Source organism: Variovorax sp. J31P207 (assembly GCF_030316965.1).
Taxonomy (GTDB): domain Bacteria; phylum Pseudomonadota; class Gammaproteobacteria; order Burkholderiales; family Burkholderiaceae_C; genus Variovorax; species Variovorax ginsengisoli_B.
Genome location: NZ_JASZYN010000008.1, coordinates 236579 through 255071, shown reverse-complemented (window position 1 = coordinate 255071; position 18493 = coordinate 236579). Strand labels below are relative to the sequence as shown.

At 67.7% G+C, this 18493-nt stretch carries 20 protein-coding genes; 12 read left to right on the top strand and 8 right to left on the bottom strand.

Going from position 1 to position 18493, the window contains the following annotated elements:
* Window positions 1-14: 14 nt before the first annotated feature.
* Window positions 15-749: a GntR family transcriptional regulator gene (locus QTI68_RS26635; protein ID WP_286525953.1), complete on the bottom strand. Its 735-nt coding sequence runs from the start codon at window positions 747-749 to the stop codon at window positions 15-17.
* 289 nt (window positions 750-1038) lie between these two features.
* Here QTI68_RS26635 and QTI68_RS26630 point away from each other — a divergent pair, with 289 nt between their 5' ends.
* The 10 genes from QTI68_RS26630 to QTI68_RS26585 are packed head-to-tail and all read left to right on the top strand — an operon-like array spanning window position 1039 to window position 10684.
* Window positions 1039-2364, top strand: a complete 1326-nt coding sequence (locus tag QTI68_RS26630; RefSeq protein WP_286525952.1) for an aromatic ring-hydroxylating dioxygenase subunit alpha — start codon at window positions 1039-1041, stop codon at window positions 2362-2364.
* A gap of 13 nt (window positions 2365-2377) precedes the next feature.
* On the top strand, window positions 2378-3817 hold the full coding sequence (locus QTI68_RS26625; protein WP_286525949.1) for a glutamine synthetase family protein: 1440 nt from the start codon (window positions 2378-2380) through the stop codon (window positions 3815-3817).
* Between the two features lie 11 nt (window positions 3818-3828).
* On the top strand, window positions 3829-4152 hold the full coding sequence (locus QTI68_RS26620; protein ID WP_286525947.1) for a 2Fe-2S iron-sulfur cluster-binding protein: 324 nt from the start codon (window positions 3829-3831) through the stop codon (window positions 4150-4152).
* Window positions 4152-5384: an NAD(P)/FAD-dependent oxidoreductase gene (locus QTI68_RS26615; protein ID WP_286525945.1), complete on the top strand. Its 1233-nt coding sequence runs from the start codon at window positions 4152-4154 to the stop codon at window positions 5382-5384. The genes QTI68_RS26620 and QTI68_RS26615 overlap by 1 nt, the downstream gene beginning before the upstream one ends.
* Before the next feature lie 49 nt (window positions 5385-5433).
* Window positions 5434-6627 carry an ABC transporter substrate-binding protein gene (locus QTI68_RS26610; protein WP_286525943.1) on the top strand — a complete coding sequence of 398 codons (1194 nt, stop codon included), beginning with the start codon at window positions 5434-5436 and terminating at the stop codon, window positions 6625-6627.
* Between the two features lie 37 nt (window positions 6628-6664).
* The gene (locus QTI68_RS26605) at window positions 6665-7525 is read left to right on the top strand and encodes a branched-chain amino acid ABC transporter permease (protein ID WP_286525942.1); all 861 of its coding nucleotides are present in this window, start codon (window positions 6665-6667) and stop codon (window positions 7523-7525) included.
* On the top strand, window positions 7522-8484 hold the full coding sequence (locus QTI68_RS26600; RefSeq protein ID WP_286525940.1) for a branched-chain amino acid ABC transporter permease: 963 nt from the start codon (window positions 7522-7524) through the stop codon (window positions 8482-8484). Before QTI68_RS26605 ends, QTI68_RS26600 begins: the two co-directional genes overlap by 4 nt.
* On the top strand, window positions 8481-9236 hold the full coding sequence (locus QTI68_RS26595; RefSeq protein ID WP_286525939.1) for an ABC transporter ATP-binding protein: 756 nt from the start codon (window positions 8481-8483) through the stop codon (window positions 9234-9236). The genes QTI68_RS26600 and QTI68_RS26595 overlap by 4 nt, the downstream gene beginning before the upstream one ends.
* A complete protein-coding gene (locus QTI68_RS26590; protein ID WP_286525937.1) occupies window positions 9229-9948 on the top strand; it encodes an ABC transporter ATP-binding protein in 720 nt (239 codons plus the stop codon). The genes QTI68_RS26595 and QTI68_RS26590 overlap by 8 nt, the downstream gene beginning before the upstream one ends.
* Window positions 9949-9961: 13 nt before the next feature.
* Window positions 9962-10684, top strand: coding sequence for a type 1 glutamine amidotransferase (locus QTI68_RS26585; protein ID WP_286525936.1), 723 nt, complete (start codon window positions 9962-9964; stop codon window positions 10682-10684).
* A 40-nt stretch (window positions 10685-10724) separates the two neighbouring features.
* Here the strand turns inward: QTI68_RS26585 and QTI68_RS26580 are convergent, their stop codons facing one another.
* Window positions 10725-11735 (bottom strand): zinc-dependent alcohol dehydrogenase family protein, encoded by a 1011-nt coding sequence (locus tag QTI68_RS26580; protein WP_286525935.1) that lies wholly within the window; start codon window positions 11733-11735, stop codon window positions 10725-10727.
* A gap of 111 nt (window positions 11736-11846) precedes the next feature.
* Between QTI68_RS26580 and QTI68_RS26575 the strand changes: the two genes are divergently transcribed.
* Window positions 11847-12725 (top strand): LysR family transcriptional regulator, encoded by an 879-nt coding sequence (locus QTI68_RS26575; RefSeq protein ID WP_286525934.1) that lies wholly within the window; start codon window positions 11847-11849, stop codon window positions 12723-12725.
* Between the two features lie 123 nt (window positions 12726-12848).
* On the top strand, window positions 12849-13502 hold the full coding sequence (locus tag QTI68_RS26570; RefSeq protein WP_286525932.1) for an H-NS histone family protein: 654 nt from the start codon (window positions 12849-12851) through the stop codon (window positions 13500-13502).
* A gap of 96 nt (window positions 13503-13598) precedes the next feature.
* On the opposite strand, the gene QTI68_RS26565 is transcribed toward QTI68_RS26570, so the two are convergent.
* The 6 genes from QTI68_RS26565 to QTI68_RS26540 all read right to left on the bottom strand — a co-directional run bounded on the left by QTI68_RS26565 (window position 13599) and on the right by QTI68_RS26540 (window position 18479).
* Window positions 13599-14441, bottom strand: coding sequence for an ABC transporter substrate-binding protein (locus QTI68_RS26565; RefSeq protein ID WP_286525930.1), 843 nt, complete (start codon window positions 14439-14441; stop codon window positions 13599-13601).
* Window positions 14442-14478: 37 nt separating this feature from the next.
* The gene (locus tag QTI68_RS26560) at window positions 14479-15213 is read right to left on the bottom strand and encodes an amino acid ABC transporter ATP-binding protein (RefSeq protein WP_286526091.1); all 735 of its coding nucleotides are present in this window, start codon (window positions 15211-15213) and stop codon (window positions 14479-14481) included.
* Window positions 15214-15289: 76 nt separating this feature from the next.
* The gene (locus tag QTI68_RS26555; RefSeq protein WP_286525928.1) at window positions 15290-16045 is read right to left on the bottom strand and encodes an amino acid ABC transporter permease; all 756 of its coding nucleotides are present in this window, start codon (window positions 16043-16045) and stop codon (window positions 15290-15292) included.
* Between the two features lie 3 nt (window positions 16046-16048).
* Window positions 16049-16750 (bottom strand): amino acid ABC transporter permease, encoded by a 702-nt coding sequence (locus tag QTI68_RS26550; RefSeq protein ID WP_286525926.1) that lies wholly within the window; start codon window positions 16748-16750, stop codon window positions 16049-16051.
* 51 nt (window positions 16751-16801) lie between these two features.
* On the bottom strand, window positions 16802-17554 hold the full coding sequence (locus QTI68_RS26545) for an SDR family oxidoreductase (protein WP_286525925.1): 753 nt from the start codon (window positions 17552-17554) through the stop codon (window positions 16802-16804).
* Between the two features lie 160 nt (window positions 17555-17714).
* A complete protein-coding gene (locus QTI68_RS26540) occupies window positions 17715-18479 on the bottom strand; it encodes a LamB/YcsF family protein (protein ID WP_286525923.1) in 765 nt (254 codons plus the stop codon).
* Window positions 18480-18493: the final 14 nt, after the last annotated feature.

The window sequence follows — 18493 nt, the reverse complement described above, 5'->3', positions numbered from 1 at the left end:
CCGCAGCGCCCCTGTCAGGGCCGCGTCTTCCCAGCCACCAGCCGCATCCCCGGCATCAGCTCGGCCGCGAGCTCCGGCCGCTCGAGCGCGTAGTCGAGGTTCATGCGTGCGATCTCGACGTGCTCCTCGCCCAGCGCCTGCGCGCGCGAGCCCTGCCCGCGCTCGATCGCCTGCACCATCGCGTGGTGCGTGCGGTGGGCCTGCTTCATCCACTGGTGCCCCTCCTCCATCGACGACTGCATCGGCAGCATGGCGCTCGGCGATGCGAAGGGCTGGCCGTCGAGCATGTCCATCACGCGCTGGAGCGCGACATTGCCGCAGCCCTGCATGATCAGCTGGTGGAAGCGGTCGTTCATCTGGACATAGGCCGCGTAGTCGTCCAGGCCCATCTCGGGCTTGTTGACCGCCTTGTCGCCCTCGTCGAGGCAGTCGTGCAAGTCGCGCAGCAGCTGGCGCGAGGCGCCGTCCTCGGCCAGCAGGCGGGCCGCGAAGCCTTCGATCACCCCGCGCACGCGGATCGCGTCGGCGATCTCCTGCGACGTGAAGCGGCGCATCTGGTAGCCGCCGCTCGGCGACTGCTCGATCAGGCCCTCGTGCTCCAGGCTGGTGAGCGCCAGCCGCACGGGCGTGCGCGAGGCGCCGAGCTTCTCCGCCAGCGGGATCTCGGCCAGCCGCTCGCCGGGCACGAATTCGCCCTTGAGGATCAGGTCGCGAAGTTGAACCAGCACACGGTTTTGTTGGGAGTCCATCTGGGGCAGCGGAACGAAGAATGCCTCGATTCTAAGGAGATCGGCCGTCACTGCACACAGTCAGGCCAACTTGGTCCGGTTGTTGCATACATGTCGTGAGCAGTGCATTCAGAAAGCAGAAATGCACCTCGAAGATGCGTCAATTTATAAGTACTAACCCTCGTTTCAGCGCCTGAATGACCCCAGGCGAATCAAAATAGATTGACCTGGATCAGAAACCGCCCAGACAATGTATGCAATTGCATGCAGCGCATGTTTTCGACAGTCACCCCCACGATGGAGCACCCCCATGATCAGTGCAGAACAGAATGATTTCATCACCCGGGTCGGCCGGGGCACCCCCGCCGGCACGCTGTTGCGCCGCTACTGGCAGCCGGTGGCGCTGGCCGACGAACTCGCCGGTCCGCGCCCGGTCAAGGCGGTGCAGCTGATGGGCCAGCACTTCGTCCTGTTCCGCGACGAGCAGGGCCAGCTGGGCATGCTCGACCGCGACTGTCCGCACCGCGGCGCCGACCTGGCTTTCGGCCGCCTCGAGCACGGCGGCCTGCGCTGCCCCTTCCATGGCTGGCTGTTCGACGCCAAGGGCAACTGCCTCGAAACCCCCGCCGAGCCCGTGGGCAGCAAGCTCTGCACCCGCATCAAGCAGGCCGCCTATCCGGTGGTCGAGCGCGCCGGCACCGTGTTCGCCTACATCGGCGAAGGCGAACCGCCCGCGTTCCCCGATTTCGACTGCTTCGTGGCGCCCGACTCGCACACCTTCGCCTTCAAGGGCCTGTTCGAATGCAACTGGCTGCAGGCGCTCGAGGTCGGCATCGACCCGGCGCATGCCTCGTACCTGCACCGCTTCTTCGAAGATGCCGACACCTCGGAGAGCTACGGCAAGCAGTTCCGCGGCGCCTCGGCCGACTCCGACATGCCGATCACCCAGGTGCTGCGCGAGTACGACCGCCCCGACATCAGCGTTGAGCCGACCGACTACGGCATGCGGCTGACCGCACTGCGCCAGCTGTCCGAAACCCAGACCCACGTGCGGGTGACCAACGTGGTGTTCCCGCAGGCCTTCGTGATCCCGATGAGCGCCGAGATGACGATCTCGCAGTGGCACGTGCCGGTCGACGACACGCACTGCTACTGGTATGCGATCTTCACCAGCTTCACCGGCCCGGTCGACAAGCAGCAGATGCGCGACCAACGCCTGAAGCTCTACGAGCTGCCCGACTACACCTCGCGCAAGAACAAGCGCAACAACTACGGCTACAGCATCGACGAGCAGCTGAGCCAGACCTACACCGGCATGGGCGACGACATCAATGTGCACGACCAGTGGGCGGTCGAGTCGCAGGGCCCGATCCAGGACCGCACGCGCGAGCACCTGGGCAGCACCGACAAGGGCATCATCACCTACCGCCGGATGCTGGTGCGGGCCATCGAGAGCACGCAGGCCGGCGAAACGGCGCCGATGCTGATCGACGCCGCGCAGGCCAGCGCGCTCACGGGACCACCGTCGATCGACGGCATCGGCGAAGCCGGCAACACCGACGGCTACTGGCAGAGCGCCGACCGCGAACGCCGCCTCAAGTCGGACTGGGCCTCGGCCCGCCTGGCCGCAGCCTGAGCACGCGCACGCCATGAGCTCCTTTGTAGACCGCCACGGCCTCTGGTCCGACGACCAGCAGAAGCAGGCCCAGGAACTGGTGCGCCGCATCGACGCCGGCGAAGTCGACGTCGTGCGCTTCGCCTGGCCCGACCAGCACGGCTTGCTGCGCGGCAAGACCCTGGTCGCCAGCGAAGCCCGCTCCGCGCTGTGGGACGGCGTCAACCTCACCTCCACCCTGCTCGCCAAGGACACCTCGCACAAGACCGTGTTCCCGGTGTTCGCGGCCGGCGGCGGCTTCGCCATCGAAGGCTTCCAGGGCGGCGCCGACTTCACGGTCGTGGCCGACCCCGCCACCTTCAAGGTGCTGCCCTGGGCGCCGCGCTCGGGCTGGGTCCTGTGCGATGCCTACATGGCCGACGGCAGGCCTTGTCCCTATGCCACGCGCCAGATCCTGCAGCGCGCGGTGAAGCAGCTCGACGCACTCGGCATGGACTTCATCGCCGGCCTCGAGGTCGAGTTCCACGTCTTCAAGCTCGAAGACCCGCGCATGGGCCTGGCCGATTCGGGCCAGCCCGGCGAGCCGCCGCGGGTGTCGCTGCTGTCGCACGGCCACCAGTACCTGACCGAGCTGCGCTACGACCGGGTCGACGCCGTGATGGAGCTGCTGCGCTCGCAGCTGGTCGCGCTCGGCCTGCCGCTGCGCTCGCTCGAGATCGAGTTCGGCCCGAGCCAGTTCGAGCTGACCTTCGGCCCGACCGCCGGCGTGCTGCCGGCCGACACCATGGTGCTGCTGCGCAGCGCCATCAAGCAGATCTGCCAGCGCGCCGGCTACCACGCGACCTTCATGTGCCGGCCGAAGATTCCGAACGTGATGTCCAGCGGCTGGCACCTGCACCAGTCGCTGCGCCGCAAGAGCGACGGGGTCAACGCCTTCATGCCGGCCGAACCGGGCCAGGACCTGAGCGAGATCGGCCTGCACTACCTCGGCGGCCTGAAGCAGCATGCCTGCGGCGCGGCGGCCCTGGCCAGCCCGACCATCAACGGCTACCGCCGCTACCGGCCCTTCTCGCTGGCGCCGGACCGTGCCATCTGGGCCCGCGACAACCGCGGCGCGATGCTGCGCGTGCTGGGCGGCGCCGGGCAGAACGCGACCCGGATCGAGAACCGGGTCGGCGAGCCGACGGCCAACCCCTACCTCTACCTCGCGTCGCAGCTGTTCTCGGGCCTGGATGGCATGCGCAACAAGACCGACCCCGGCCCGTCGGCCGACGCGCCCTACGAAACGCCGGCCGAGCAGCTGCCGCGCTCGCTCGGCGATGCGCTCGCCTGCCTGCGCGGCGACGAGATGCTCAACGCCCAGATGGGCAAGGCCTTCGTCGACTACCTGTGCCACATCAAGGAAGCGGAGATCGCCCGCTTCAACCTCGAAGTCAGCGAGTGGGAACACCGCGAGTACTTCGACATGTTCTGACGCTGCCCGCCATGCCCACGATCCACTACATCCTGAAAGACGGCAGCAGCCGCAGCGTCGACGCCAAGCCCGGCTCCAGCGTGATGGAGAACGCCATCCGCGGCAACGTGCGCGGCATCGACGCCGAGTGCGGCGGCTCCTGCTCCTGCGCCACCTGCCACGTCTATGTCGATGAGGCCTTCACCGACCGCCTGCCGCCGGCCGACGAGATGGAAAGCGAGCTGCTCGACGGCGTCGCCTCCGAGCGCCGCCCGGGCAGCCGCCTGAGCTGCCAGCTCACGGTGACCGCCGAGCTGGACGGCCTGACCGTGCGCATCCCCGAGACCCAGAGCTGATGGCCGCCGCCCACCCCCTGGTGATCGTCGGCGCGTCCTATGCCGGCGTCCAGCTGGCCGCCAGCGCGCGCGAGCTCGGCTTCGAGGAGCGCATCGTCATCGTCGGCGACGAGGTCCACGCGCCCTACCAGCGCCCGCCCTTGTCCAAGGGCCTGCTGACCGGCAAGACCAGCGTCGACAACCTGGCATTGCGCGGCCCCGATTTCTTCGCCCAGAACGGCATCGAGCTGATGCTCGGCCGGCGCGCCACCGCGCTCGACCCCGGCGCGCGCAGCGTGCGGCTCGACGATGGCGCCGTGCTCGACTACGGCTGGCTCGCGCTGGCGACCGGCGCGCGCTGCCGCCCCTTCGCGCTGCCGGGCTCGACGCTCGAAGGCGTGCTCGACCTGCGCACGCTCGACGATGCGCTGCGGATCGCCGACGCCGCCGGGCGCAGCGAGCGCGCCTGCGTGATCGGCGGCGGCTTCATCGGCCTGGAGGTGGCGTCGGCGCTGCGCGCGCGCGGCGCCGAGGTCACAGTGGTCGAGGCCCAGCCGCACCTGCTGACACGCGCATTTCCGCCGCTGATGTCGGCCTATGTCGAGAACGCGCATCGCCGCCGCGGCGTCGCGCTCCTGACCGGCCGCGGCGTGCGGGCGCTGCACGGCGCGCAGGGCCGGGTGGCCGCGGTCGAACTCGACGACGGCACCCGCATCGACTGCGACCTGGTCGTCCTCGGCATCGGCGTGCTGCCCAACGCCGAGCTGGCGCAGCAGGCCGGCATCGCGGTCGACAACGGCATCGTCGTCGACATGCTGGGCCGTACGTCAGCGCCGCGGGTGCTGGCCGCGGGCGACGTCGCCAGCATGGCGCTGCCGCCCGCACCCGGCGTGCCGGCGCGCATGCGGCTCGAGTCGATCCAGTCGGCCAATGACGGCGCCCGCGCGCTGGCCTCCCTGGTGGTCGGCCGCGAGGCGCCCTGCACCGCGGTGCCCTGGTTCTGGAGCGACCAGTTCGACCTCAAGCTGCAGATGACCGGCCTGGCCGCGCCCGGCGACGAAGTCGTGCTGCGCGGCGACATGGGCAGCGACCGCTTCAGCGTGTTCTACCTGCGGCAAGGCACACTCGTGGCCGCCCACTCGGTGAACAAGCCGGCCGAGCACATGCAAAGCCGCAAGCTGATCGGCGCCCGAGCCCGCCTCGGTGCGGACCAGCTCGCCGACCCCTCCTTCGACCTCAAGACGGTCGCCTGATCACCCTTTGCCCGCCGGCTCGCCGGCTTCCCTGAACGGAGCTTCCCCGATGATGATGAACAAGAGAAACGCGCTCGCCACCCTGACCCTGGCCTGCCTCGGCGCCTTCGGTGCCATGTCCGCGCAGGCGGCCGACGAGCCGTTGCGCATCGGCCTGATCGCGACCTACTCCGGCCCCTATGCCGACTACGGCCGCCAGTTCGACGCCGGCGTCGCGCTCTACCTCAAGGAACACGGCGGCAAGATCGCCGGCCGCACGGTCGAGGTCATCAAGAAGGACACCGCCGGCCCGGCGCCCGATGCCGCCAAGCGGATCGCCCAGGAACTGGTGGTGCGCGACAAGGTGAGCGTGCTCACCGGCCTCGACTTCAGCCCCAACGCCTACGCAGTCGCGGCGATCGCCACCCAGGCCAAGATCCCGACCCTCGTGATGAACGCGGCCTCCTCCGCGATCACGGCCAGCTCGCCCTACGTGGCGCGCCTGTCGTTCACCGTGCAGCAGGTCACCGACCCGATGGCGCGCTGGATGGTCAAGCAGGGCGTGAAGGAGGCCTATACCGTGGTGGCCGACTACGCATCGGGCACCGATGCCGAGACCGCGTTCAAGAAGGCCTTCACGGCCGAAGGCGGCAAGGTGGTCGGCGAAGTCCGCACGCCGATGAACAACCCCGACTTCTCGGCCTACGTGCAGCGCATCAAGGACGCCAAGCCGCAGGCGGTGTTCTTCTTCTTTCCGTCGGGCGTGATGCCGCCGGCCTTCCTCAAGGTCTGGAAGGAGCGCGGCATGGAAGAAGCCGGCATCAAGCTCTACGCCACCGGCGAAGCCACCGACGACAGCTACCTCGACGCCACCGGCGACGTGGCGCTGGGCCTGGTCACGAGCCACCACTATTCGTACGCCCATGCGTCGCCGAAGAACCAGAAGTTCGTCAAGGACTTCGCGGCCGAGTTCGGCACCAAGCTACGCCCGAGCTACTTCGCGGTCACCGCCTACGACACCATGGCCGCCATCGACCTGGCGCTCGCCAAGACCAAAGGCGACCTCTCGGGTGACAAGTTCATGGACGCGCTCAAGGGGCTGAAGTTCGAGAGCCCGCGCGGCCCGATCGAGATCGACCCAGCCACCCGCGACATCGTGCAGACGGTCTACATCCGCAAGACCGAACGCGTCAAGGGCGAGCTGGTGAACGTCGAGTTCGACAAGTTCGAGCGCGTCAAGGACCCGGCCAAGGAAAGCCAGTAACCGGCACCAGCCGGACGCCAGCAGCAACGGGAAATCCATGGGAATCGTGATCTTCGACGGAGTGGCCTACGGCATGCTCCTGTTCCTCATCGGGGTGGGCCTGTCCATCACGATGGGCCTCATGAACTTCGTCAACCTCGCGCACGGCACGTTCGCGATGGTCGGCGGCTACGCCGCGAGTGTTCTGATGAACCACTTCGGCGTCGGCTTCTTCCCGTCGCTGGCGGCGGCCTTCGTCGCCGCCGCGCTGGTCGGCGCGGTGCTCGAAATCTGCTTCTACCGCCGGCTCTACCGCGCCCATCCGCTCGACCAGGTGCTGCTGTCGATCGGCATCGTGTTCGTCTCGGTCGCGGTGTTCACGTATTTCTTCGGCCCGACCATGCAGGCCTTCCAGCTGCCGCCGCTGCTGGACGGCCGGGTGTCGCTGCTCGGGCTGGAGGTGGGACGCTACCGCCTGTTCCTGATCCTCTGCGGCGTGGCGGTTCTGGCGGCCCTGCTTCTGGTGCTCGGCAAGACCCGCTACGGCGCGATGGTGCGGGCCGCGGTCGACAACCAGCGCGTCGCCGGCGGCACCGGCATCCACGTGCAGCGGCTGTTCTTCCTGACCTTCTCGCTGGGCTGCGGGCTGGCGGGCCTCGGCGGGGCGCTGAGCCTCGGCATGCTCGGGCTCGAGCCCTCGTTCCCGCTCAAGTACCTCGTGTACTTCCTGATCGTCGTCTGCGTCGGCGGCGCCGGCACCATCACCGGCCCCTTCGTGGCCGCGCTGCTGGTCGGCATCGTCGATGTCGCAGGCAAGTACTACCTGCCGGAAGCCGGCGCATTCCTCATCTACGTCGTCATGATCATCATGTTGCTGGCACGGCCCAACGGCATCATCCCGCGCAAGGGCCTGGCATGAAGCCGCTCGCACTGTCCCCCGCCCGCCTGCGAGGCGTCGAGGTCTTCTTCTGGCTCGCACTGGCTTCGAGCTTCTTCCTGCTGCCCGACAAGCTCACGCTGATGAGCCAGATCGTGATCTTCGGCCTGTTCGCGGTCTCGCTGGACATGGCGCTCGGCTACGCCGGCATCCTCACGGTGGGCCATGCGGCCTTCTTCGGCGCCGGCGCCTATGCCGCCGGGCTGCTGGCCAAGCATGGCTGGAGCGAGCCCTTCAGCGGCCTGCTGTTCGCCCTGCTGCTGTGCGTCGCGCTCGGCTATGTGCTGAGCTACCTGGTGGTGCGGGGCGCCGACCTCACGCGGCTCATGATCACCATCGGCGTGTGCATGCTGCTGGCCGAACTGGCCAACCGGCTGTCGTCGATCACCGGCGGCACCGACGGGCTGCAGGGCGTGGTGATCGCGCCGGTCCTCGGACTGTTCGAGTTCGACCTGTACGGCAAGACGGCCTTCGCCTATGCCTACGGCGTGGTGCTGGTGGTCTTTCTCGGCGTACGGCTGGTGCTGCGCTCGCCCTTCGGGCTCACGCTGCGCGGCATCCACGACAGCCGCAAGCGCATGCTGGCGATCGGCTCGCCGGTCGAGGCCCGCCTGCGCCTGGCCTATGCGCTGTCGGCCGGCGTGGCCGGCATCGCCGGCGCGCTGCTGGCCCAGACCACGCAGTTCGTCGGCATCGAATCGATCGGCTTCAACCGCTCGGCCGAGGTGCTGATCATCCTCGTGCTCGGCGGCACCGGCCGGCTGTACGGCGGCATGATCGGCGCGATCGTCTACATGCTGGTGCACGACTGGTTCGCCGATCTCAACCCGCAGTACTGGATGTTCTGGCTCGGCATCTTCCTGATCGCCGCCGTCATGCTGGGCCGCGGCGGGATCATGGGCGCGCTGTCTCGGCTCGTGAAGACCGGGAGGCCTTCATGAGCGCCGCACTCCGCACGCGCGGGCTTGGCATCTCCTTCGGTGCCTTCCGCGCGGTCGACGACGTCAACCTGACGCTCGAACCGGGCGCCCGCCAGGCCCTGATCGGCCCCAACGGCGCCGGCAAGACGACCCTGATCAACCTGCTGACGGGCGTCTTCAAGCCAACTCACGGAACGATCCACATGGGCGAGCGCGAGCTCACCGCGCTCAGCGCCGACAAGCGCGCCCGCCTCGGGCTGGCGCGCACCTTCCAGATCAACACGCTGTTCCCGAGCCTCACGCCGCTGCTGTCGGTGGTGCTGGCGATCAGCGAACGCGAAGGCCTGGGCGCGGTCTGGTGGCGCCCGCTGATGCGCCACAAGGCGGCGTTCGACGAAGCCCATGCGCTGCTCGGCCGACTCAAGCTCGACGCGCTGGCCGACGTGCCGGTGGCCGAGCTGGCCTACGGCAAGCAGCGGCTGCTAGAGATCGCGCTCGCCATGGCCGCCAAACCCCGCATCCTGCTGCTCGACGAGCCCGCGGCCGGCGTGCCCGAGGACGAGAGCGGCGAACTCTTCGAAGCCATCGCCGAACTGCCGCAGGACATCAGCGTGCTGTTCATCGAACACGACATGAACCTCGTCTTCCGTTTTTCGCGCCGGATCTCGGTGCTGGTCGCCGGCCGGATCCTCACCGAGGGCAGCCCGGCGGAAATCGGCCGCGACCCGCGGGTGCGCGAGGTCTATCTCGGCCACGGAGCTGCGCATGTCTGAAATGCTCGCCTTCGACCAGGTGGTCGCCGGCTACGGCAACGCCGTGGTGCTCGACCGCTTGAGCTTCGCGCTCGCGCAGGGCCAGAGCCTCGCCATCCTCGGACGCAACGGCGTCGGCAAGACCACCCTGCTCGAGACGCTGATGGGCAACACCCGCGTGATGCGCGGTGCGCTGCGATGGTGCGGCGAGGACATCACGCGCTGGCCGGCCCACCGGCGCGTGCGGGCCGGCCTGGGCTGGGTGCCGCAGGAGCGCGAGGTGTTCCCGTCGCTGACCGTCGAGGAGAACCTGACCGTGATCGGCCGGCCCGGTCCCTGGAACCTGCAGCGGGTCTACCAGTTCTTCCCGCGGCTGCGCGAGCGGCGCGGCAACTACGGCAATCAGCTGTCCGGCGGCGAGCAGCAGATGCTGGCCATCGGCCGCGCGCTCATGACCAACCCGAAACTGCTGCTGCTCGACGAGCCGATGGAAGGCCTGGCGCCGATCATCGTCGAGGAGCTGGCCCGCTCGATCCGCCACCTTTGCGAGAGCGAGGGGCTGGCGTCGATCGTGGTCGAGCAGCATCCGGTGCTGGCGCTCGAGATGACGCACCAGGCCATCGTGCTCGAACGCGGCACGGTGGTGCATGCCGGCCCGAGCGCGACGCTGGCCGGCGACGCCTCGCTGCTCGAGGGCCTGCTCGGCGTCGGCATGGCCGACGTGCCGGCCTGAAGGGTCGGCGCCGATGAAGCCGATCGCGGTCTTCCAGCACACCGAGGTGGGGGCACCGGGCGCGGTGCTGCCGATACTCGAGGCCCTGGGTCGCGAGGTGGAATTGGTGCGCATCGTCGACGGCGACGCGGTCCCTGCGGACGCTTCGGGCTTCGGCGGCCTGGTGTTCATGGGTGGCTACATGGGCGCGCACGACCCGCTGCCATGGATCGCACAGGAGCTCGCACTGATCCGCGACGCCGATGCGCGCGGCATCCCGGTGGCCGGCCATTGCCTGGGAAGCCAGCTGGTGGCGCTCGCGCTGGGCGGCGAAGTCCATCCGCACGACCGGCCCGAGATCGGCTGGTGCGAGATCACCGCGGAAGCCAGCGACACGGCGCGTGCGTGGTGGGGCGAGGCGCACGCGGGCAAGGTGCTTCAGACCTTCCAGTGGCACGCCGACACCTTCGCGCCGCCGCCCGGCGCCGTTCCGCTGGCGCGCGGCGCCTATTGCGCCAACCAGGCCTTCGTGCTGCGCGACCGGCATCTGCTGCTGCAGTCGCACCTCGAGATGACGCCTGCCCTGATCGAGCTGTCGATGGCGCGCAACGGCCAGCAGTTGGTTCGGCAGAACGCGCTCGCGAATCCGGCGGCGAGCGCCAGCGGCGACCTGCTGAACGATCTGCCGAAGCGCACGCAGGGAATGCACGCGTTGCTGGGGCGGCTCTACGGACGATGGGTGGTGGGCTGCGGGTGACCTGCACGGGGCGCGCATTGCGAAGCGGAATCCGAGGGGACTAGGCGACGTCGACAACCACCCTGCCAACAGCCCGACCGCTGGTCGCGCGAGCGTGTGCGTCTGCGGCCTCACCGAGCGTGAATCTCTGAGTGTCCACGAGAGGGCGAAGCCGACCCGCATCGACCAGTTCGGCGATCCGGGCCAGGATGTGTCCGTGGTGGGCGCGGCCCTTGCCACTGAGCATGGGCATCAGCGTGAAGACGCCGGAATAGGTGGCCCCGCGGAAGGACAGCGGCGCCAGCGAGTGGGTGCCCCAACCCAGAGCGCTCACGACGTGGCCGGTGTAGCGGCGTACAGAAACAAATGATGCATCGAGCGTGGCGCCACCCACGGTGTCGTACACCACATCGAATCCCTCATCCGCTGTGTGCTCGTGGACATAGTCCGCAGGGGTCGAGGCCGCGTAATCGATGGGCGTCGCGCCAAGCGAACGGACGACATCGAACTGCGAGGGCTTTGCAGTCGCGTAGACGTCGGCGCCGAATGCGCGCGCAATTTGTATCGCCACATGCCCGACACCACCCGCTCCGCCATGAACGAGGACCTTGTGACCGGTACTGGCGCGTGCGCGGTCGATCAAGCCTTCCCAGGCGGTGATCGAGACCAGCGGGAGTGCGGCGGACTCCCGCATGGACAAGCGCTTCGGCTTGTGCGCAAGGAGGTCCGCGTCTACCGCAGCGTATTCGGCCAAGGTCCCTTGCAGGCCGCCCACGCCACCGACGAGACCGAAAACCTCGTCACCCACCTGGAAGCGAGAGACGCCGACACCGACCTGGACGACAACCCCTGCCATGTCCATTCCAAGAACCGCCGGCAGGGGGTGCTCTGCATGCGCCGCGACGCCGGCGCGAATCTTGGTGTCGAGCGGGTTGACGCCGCTGGCTCCGATACGCACCAGGACATGCCCCCGAGGGACATCCGGAACCGGGCGGGCTAGAACTTCGAAGGGGCCGTCGGTCTCGCGAACGACAGCAGCCTGCATGGTGGCGGGAACAAGTGAGCGGGGCATGGAAGACGTCCTTTTGATATGCATGTGAATCCAGGACTTCAGTTTGGAGTGTTCGTCTTTGCATGTAAATTCACGAATCTGAACTTCTCTCATTCATATTTGAATGCGCCTATGGACTGGAGTGATGTCCGCATCTTTCTGGCGGTCGCTCGCTCGGGCTCGCTGAGTGGCGCAGCGCAGCGCTTGGGGATGTCCCAGCCAACCATGGGACGTCGCCTGCGAGCCTTGGAAGACTCGACCGGTCAGAGGCTGTTCCAACGCGGGCGCGAGGGGTTTCAACTCACGGATGAAGGCGCGTCGGTGCTATTGCACGCCGAGCGGATGGAAGAAGAGGCGCTCGCCATCGAGCGACAACTTGCAGGACGGGGCGCCGAGCTCCAAGGCCTTCTTCGGGTGTCGTCTTCGGACTGGTTCGGACTGCATGTCCTCTCGCCGGTAGTCGCCCGGTTCGTTGCGCTCCACCCGGGGGTGCGCGTCGACCTCATCACGGACTCGCGCTTTCGCGACCTTGCCCGACGGGAGGCGGAGCTGGTGTTTCGAATCCGGCCTTCGGAAAGTCCGGACGTCGTCCAGCGGCAGTTGATGCACATGACCTATGCCCTGTACGGCCCGGCCGGGATGCCTCCGCCGACGGCAGGCGATGGCGCGGGCAGCCGGCTCATCACGCTGGATGTGGCGTTCGAGGATCTCCCGGATGTGCACTGGCTGCGAAACACGTTTCCGGCGGCGACCTTCGCGCTGGGCAGCAACAATCGCGATGTGCAGGCTCGCACATGCGCCTTGGGGGCGGGTTTCGCCGTGTTGCCAACTCTGCTGGGTGACCAGTTTCCCGGTATCGAGAGACACGACGTCCACCCGTCCCCTCCAGGCAGGGACGTTTGGTTCGCCTATCACCAGGACCTGCGTGGACTGGCACGGCTGCGCGCATTCCTGGACCTGGTCGTCGACTGCGTCGGCGAAGGCGCCAGTTCGACGTCGTGCAGCCCGTAAAATCCGCACTGGCGTCGATTTGAATAAGCGAAGTTCATTCATCGATTCATCAAAGACGCCTTTGTCGCAAACGTTCATGACGCCATGCGACGAACTCCCTCAACTTCAAAGGTTTCAGACTCAATGACGAAGTCCTACGCGCAACTCAAATCCGCCATCGCCAAACTCGAAAAGGAAGCGACTGCGCTCCGTGAAGCTGAAATGACGAAGGTGATTGCACAAATCAAGGAGTCGATTGCCACGTTTGGCCTGACTGTCGAGCACCTCTTTGGCCGTGGGGCCAAAGCGTTGAAGGTGGTCGCCGGCAAGGCCCTCGGCGATGGCAAGGCACCTCGCAAGGGCGCAGGCATTCCCAAGTACCGCCATCCCAAGACGGGCAAGACCTGGACGGGCTTCGGTAAAGCTCCCGGATGGATTGCCACGGCCCGCAACCGTGACAAGTTCCTCATCGCCCCATCTGGCGTCGCTGCAGCACCTTCGGTTGACGAAGTCGACGCCCCTGTCGCGGCCGTCGCAAAAACCACCCGCAAGGCCCGCCTTGTCGCACCGGCGAAAAAGTCGGTTCGCGCCAAGAAGGCCGCACCAAGGAAGAGCGCTCCTTTGAAGAAGGCTGCGCCGGCACGCAAGGCAGCTGCTGCGCCCAAGGCTCCAAAGGCCGCAGCAAAGGCACCCGCGTCGCAAGCCGCCGCCAAGACCCGCCGACCGCGCGCGTCCTCGAAAGCTTCGGCGCCTGTTTCAGCTGTCGCCCCGGCAGAGACGACCGCATCCGCAAACTGACATCGCAGTCTGCCTCCTTCGGCCGAAGGAACCAGACGAACGGGCCGCTGTGCGGCCCGTTTTTTTTTGGCGCATTTGCGCCCGGTGCAGCTCCGCTCAGGGCAGCAGTTCGAACTTCAGGTCCGCCAGCGGCATCACCTTCTCCTCGCGCACCAGCTTGTATTCGGTGTTCGGGCCCAGCCACTTGGCCCAGAGGCGGTCGAGTTCGCCCGACTTCTCGAGCGCATACAGCGCGCCGTTCACCTTCGCCAGCAGCTGCGGTTCGTCCTTCTTCATGCCGATGCCGATCGGCTGCAGCACCATCGGCTCCTTGATCATCTTGAGCGGCACGCCTTCGGTCTTCGACTGGTTGACCAGCTTGGTGATGGTCATGGTGTTGGCCACCATCCCCATCGACTTGTTCTGCTGCACCGCCATGAAGGCCGATCCGGTGTCCTGGAAAGTCACGGGCTCGGAGCCGTTCATCTTGATCGACAGCTCGGAGGTCGAGCCCTTGGTCGAACTCAGGCGCTTGCCCTTGAAGTCGGCCTTGGTGGTGCCGGGGTCCGAGGCCTTGACCGCGAGCATCTCCTTGGCGACGTAGTAGGGATCGCTGAACTGGATCTGCTCGCCGCGGCTCTTGGTGTAGGCCAGGTTGGCGATCGTCACGTCGACCCGGCCCAGCTTGACTTCAGGCACCCGCGCCTCCACCGACAGCGGCGTGACCTTGGCCGTCAATCCCAGCTCCTTGGCCAGCGCGTTGCACAGGTCGACGTCGTGCCCGACCATCTCGCGCGTCTTCGGGTCCGGCGCGGCGAACGGCGGCACGTCGGCGAAGGTGCCGCACCTGAGTTCCTTGCGCGCGGCGATGTCGGCCCACTGGTCGGCATGCGCCAGCATCGAGAGCGCGGACAGGCAGACGCCCAGGGCGCCGAGTTGAAGAGCGGTCGGTTTCGACATGGAGATCTCCTGAAGGGGTGAGAGGACGGGGGACGGGTCAATGGGCGCGCAGGTCGGACAGGAAGCGCTGCGCACGCGGATGCTGCGGGTGACGAAAGAAGGTCTCGGGCTCGGCCTTCTCGAGGATCCGGCCGGCATCCATGAACCACACGCGGTCGGCGACTTCGCGGGCGAAGTTCATCTCGTGCGTGACGCACATCATGGTCATGCCGTCGCTGGCCAGGCCACGCATCACCGACAGGACCTCGCCCACCATCTCGGGGTCGAGCGCGCTGGTCGGCTCGTCGAACAGCATCGCGGGCGGCTCCATGGCGAGCGCGCGCGCAATCGCCACGCGCTGCTGCTGCCCGCCCGAGAGCTGCGCAGGAAAAGCGCCGGCCTTGCCCGACAGGCCGACCCGCTCCAGCAGTTGGCCTGCCTTCTCGCGGGCCTGGGCCTTCTTCACGCCGAGCACCCGCATCGGGGACAGCATGATGTTGTCCATCACCGAGAGGTGCGGAAAAAGGTTGAAGCTCTGGAACACGAAGCCGATGCGGCTGCGCAACCGGTTGAGCGCCACGCTGCTCATCGGCGCGTGGATGTCGTGGCCGTCGAACAGCAGCTGGCCCGACTTGATCTCCTCGAGCCGGTTCACGGTGCGGATCAAGGTCGACTTGCCGGAGCCGGACGGCCCGCAGACCACCACGACCTCGCCCTTCTTCACTTCGGCACAGACGTCGGTCAGCGCTTGATAGTCGCCGTACCACTTGTTGATGTTGTTGAACAGAATCATGGTGTCGTCCTGGAGGAGCGATGGGGGGTTCATGGTCTGTCTCCGTCGGTTTCTGTGGTGGGCCGTCTGCGCGACCTCAGGGATGGGTGGCCACGGCGGGCGGCAGCTCGCTGCCGCCGGGGTCCTGGCGGACGGCGCTGCCGAGCCGCTTGAGGGCGATGCGCCGCTCGAGCCAGAGCGCCAGCCGGGTCAGGCTGAAGCAGACCACGTAGTAGGTCATCGCCAGGATGAAGAACACCTGGAAGGGCTTGGTCAACAGCTGGTTGTTGATCTGGTTGGCGGCAAAGGTGAGCTCCTGGACATTGATCACGTAGCCCAGCGTCGTTTCCTTGATGGTCGAGATGAACTGGCTCAGCATGCTCGGCAGCATGTTGTAGAGCGCCTGCGGCAGGATCACGTAGAACATCGTCCCGAGGTGGCTGTGGCCGAGCGCGCGCGCCGCCTCGCTCTGCCCCTTGGGAAGGGACTGGATGCCCGCACGCACCACCTCCGACAGGTAGGCGCCCTCGTAGATGACCAGCGTGCAGAGCATCGTCGTGAAGCCCGACACGTCGTGACCGATCAGGATCGGCACCAGGAAATAGACCCACAGGATCACCATCAGCAGCGGCACGCCGCGCACGATGTAGACCAGCACCGTGGCGGGCACGCGCAGCAGCTTCCACGGCGACAGGCGCGCCAGCGCGAGCAGCACCGACAGCGGGAAGGCCAACACGATGCCGAGCACCGACAGGATCAGGGTGGCGACGATCCCGCCCAGGGGCCCGTTCGGATACTGGCCCACCAGCAGCAGCAGCCAGTTGTCCCTGAGGATCTCGAAGATGCTGAACATGGGCTACCTCGCACCGACGATTCGATAGCGCCGCGCCACCCAGGCGCCGACGGCCATGATGAGCAGGGAGAACGCCAGGTACAGCACGGTGGCGGCGCTGTAGGCCTCGAAGGTGCGGAAGCTCTGGCTCTCGATCTCCTTGACCGCATGCGTCAGCTCGGCGACGCCGATCGCCATCGCCAGGCTGCTGTTCTTGAACAGCGACACACTGTGGTTCACCAGCGCCGGCACCGCGTTGCGGATCGCCTGCGGCAGCATCACGTGACGCATCGATCCGATGTAGCCGTGGCCCAGCGCCCGGGCGGCCTCGGCCTGCCCGGCGGGAATGGAGCGCAGGCCGGAGCGCATGTCCTCGCTGAAATACGCCGCCTGGCACAGGCCCAGCGCGACGATCGACAGCAGGGTCTCGGCGTTGTGCTCCGACAGCCAGGCCTGCAGGGCGTCGGGCAGCAGGCTGAAGATGCCGAAGTACCAGAGCATCAGCTGCACCAGGGTCGGCACGTTGCGGTGGTAGGACACATAGGCCGCCACGGCCCGCTCGGCGATCGGCTGGCCCGTCAGCCGCACCACCAGCAGCACGATCGCGATGGTCATGGCCAGCAGCCAGGAGCCGGCGGCGATCTGCAAGGTGGCCTCGATGCCGTGCAGCAGCATCAGGCCGAACTCAGGCTTGAGCAGGATCGCGAGGAGATCGAATTCCTTCATTGCCGGTCCTTGGTGTGGCAGGCGCCGTGCGGAGGGATGCGAGGCCCGGACTCAGGCCTGTGCCGCGCCGGGACGCGTGGTCGACAGTCCGCCCGGAACCTGCATGGTGGGCGTGATTTCCATGTGGCCGACATTGACCGCGATGGGCGCCGCGATCGCGAAGGCGATCGCATTCGCGATGTCCTCCGCCTGCGGCAGTTCGAAGCCTTCGACGAAGCGCTGGTAGGTGGCCTCGGAATCGCCGTGCACGTGGGCGAAGATGTCGGTCGCGACGCGGCCCGGACAGATCTCGGTGACCCGCACCCGCTTGCCGAAGCAGTCGATGCGCAGCTGCCGCGACAGCATGCTCACGGCGGCCTTGGTCGCGTGGTAGGTGCTGTTGCCGCCGAAGTTGTAGGCCGCCGCGATCGAGCTGATGTTGACCACGTGCCCGCGGTCGCGCGCGGCCATGCCGGGGACGACGAGCCGGCAGAGGTGCAGCACGGCGCGCAGGTTGACGTCCACCAGCAGGTCGATCCCTTCGGCATCGGCCGCGAGGATCGAGCCGGGCCGGTCGACGCCGGCGTTGTTGACCAGCACGTCGAAGTCGACCTCCTTCGCCAGCGCCGTGATGCCGCGCAGGTCGCTGACGTCGATCGCGTGCGGGATGCAGCCGGTGCGCGCCGCCAGCTCCTCGAGCTTGCCGCCGCTGCGCGCCAGCGCGTGGACCTGCAGGCCCTCCTTGCAAAGGCGCTCGACCACCGCGGCACCGATGCCGGAGGAGGCGCCCGTCACGAGGGCTGTCTTGTAGTCGGAGAACGGCATGGCGATGGCTTTCAATGGGACGAAGAACGATGCGATGGATTCACTGTATCGAGCGCTCCGGCAACGCGCCAAGACGGTTTGTCTGTGGAGCGATAAGGGGCCCTTATGTCGCCCGGGAAGGGTGCGCGGCGGCTCAGGGTTAGCACCATGTCCGTGCCTCTCAAGCCGCTTGCCTGGAGATCGGGACGACCCGTCCGTGCGCCTCGACCAGCGCGCGCACCCCGCGCGCCAGCGCCACCGCCCCCGGCGTGTCGCCATGGACCAGGATCGAGTGGACGCGCATCGGGATCTGCCGGCCGCCATAGCTGGTGACCGTGCCCTCCTCCAGCAACTGACGGACCCGGGCCAGCACGCGCGCCGGCTCGTGGATCACGGCGTCCGGCATCTTGCGCGGGATCAGCAGGCCCTCCTCGTCGCAGGCGCGGTCGGCCAGGAAGGTGGTTCGCACGCGCAGCCCGCAGCGCGCCGCGGCCTCCTCGATGGCGCGGCTGGCCGACGAGCTGATCGTGAGCGACGGATCGAAATCGGCGACCGTGCGGACCAGCGGCCCGGCCAGCGCCGGATCGGCCGCCGCCATGTTGCCGAGGGCGCCGTGGAAGCTCATGTGCGTCATGCGGTGGCCGGCGGCACGGGCCATGCCGGACAGCGCGGCGAGCTGGTAGAGCACGCAGGCAGCGAGCTCGGCCGGGTCCATCTGCATCTGTCGCCGGCCGAAGCCGACCAGGTCCGGAAAGCCCACGTGGGCGCCGACGTCGACGCCGTGCCTGAGCGCCGTGCGCACGGTGCGGTCCATGATGAGCGGGTCGCCGGCATGGAAGCCGCAGGCGACGTTGGCCGACGAGACGATGCCGAGCAGGGCCTCGTCGTCGCCCATGCGCCAAGGGCCCAGCCCCTCGCCGAGGTCGGCGTTCAGATCGATGTCCATGGTGAGGTCTCTTC

Bases quoted from the DNA above. Each gene is read 5' to 3' on its own strand.
- QTI68_RS26635 (WP_286525953.1), bottom strand. From the start codon at position 749: ATGGACTCCCAACAAAACCGTGTGCTGGTTCAACTTCGCGACCTGATC.
- QTI68_RS26630 (WP_286525952.1), top strand. From the start codon at position 1,039: ATGATCAGTGCAGAACAGAATGATTTCATCACCCGGGTCGGCCGGGGC.
- QTI68_RS26625 (WP_286525949.1), top strand. From the start codon at position 2,378: ATGAGCTCCTTTGTAGACCGCCACGGCCTCTGGTCCGACGACCAGCAG.
- QTI68_RS26620 (WP_286525947.1), top strand. From the start codon at position 3,829: ATGCCCACGATCCACTACATCCTGAAAGACGGCAGCAGCCGCAGCGTC.
- QTI68_RS26615 (WP_286525945.1), top strand. From the start codon at position 4,152: ATGGCCGCCGCCCACCCCCTGGTGATCGTCGGCGCGTCCTATGCCGGC.
- QTI68_RS26610 (WP_286525943.1), top strand. From the start codon at position 5,434: ATGATGATGAACAAGAGAAACGCGCTCGCCACCCTGACCCTGGCCTGC.
- QTI68_RS26605 (WP_286525942.1), top strand. From the start codon at position 6,665: ATGGGAATCGTGATCTTCGACGGAGTGGCCTACGGCATGCTCCTGTTC.
- QTI68_RS26600 (WP_286525940.1), top strand. From the start codon at position 7,522: ATGAAGCCGCTCGCACTGTCCCCCGCCCGCCTGCGAGGCGTCGAGGTC.
- QTI68_RS26595 (WP_286525939.1), top strand. From the start codon at position 8,481: ATGAGCGCCGCACTCCGCACGCGCGGGCTTGGCATCTCCTTCGGTGCC.
- QTI68_RS26590 (WP_286525937.1), top strand. From the start codon at position 9,229: ATGTCTGAAATGCTCGCCTTCGACCAGGTGGTCGCCGGCTACGGCAAC.
- QTI68_RS26585 (WP_286525936.1), top strand. From the start codon at position 9,962: ATGAAGCCGATCGCGGTCTTCCAGCACACCGAGGTGGGGGCACCGGGC.
- QTI68_RS26580 (WP_286525935.1), bottom strand. From the start codon at position 11,735: ATGCCCCGCTCACTTGTTCCCGCCACCATGCAGGCTGCTGTCGTTCGC.
- QTI68_RS26575 (WP_286525934.1), top strand. From the start codon at position 11,847: ATGGACTGGAGTGATGTCCGCATCTTTCTGGCGGTCGCTCGCTCGGGC.
- QTI68_RS26570 (WP_286525932.1), top strand. From the start codon at position 12,849: ATGACGAAGTCCTACGCGCAACTCAAATCCGCCATCGCCAAACTCGAA.
- QTI68_RS26565 (WP_286525930.1), bottom strand. From the start codon at position 14,441: ATGTCGAAACCGACCGCTCTTCAACTCGGCGCCCTGGGCGTCTGCCTG.
- QTI68_RS26560 (WP_286526091.1), bottom strand. From the start codon at position 15,213: ATGATTCTGTTCAACAACATCAACAAGTGGTACGGCGACTATCAAGCG.
- QTI68_RS26555 (WP_286525928.1), bottom strand. From the start codon at position 16,045: ATGTTCAGCATCTTCGAGATCCTCAGGGACAACTGGCTGCTGCTGCTG.
- QTI68_RS26550 (WP_286525926.1), bottom strand. From the start codon at position 16,750: ATGAAGGAATTCGATCTCCTCGCGATCCTGCTCAAGCCTGAGTTCGGC.
- QTI68_RS26545 (WP_286525925.1), bottom strand. From the start codon at position 17,554: ATGCCGTTCTCCGACTACAAGACAGCCCTCGTGACGGGCGCCTCCTCC.
- QTI68_RS26540 (WP_286525923.1), bottom strand. From the start codon at position 18,479: ATGGACATCGATCTGAACGCCGACCTCGGCGAGGGGCTGGGCCCTTGG.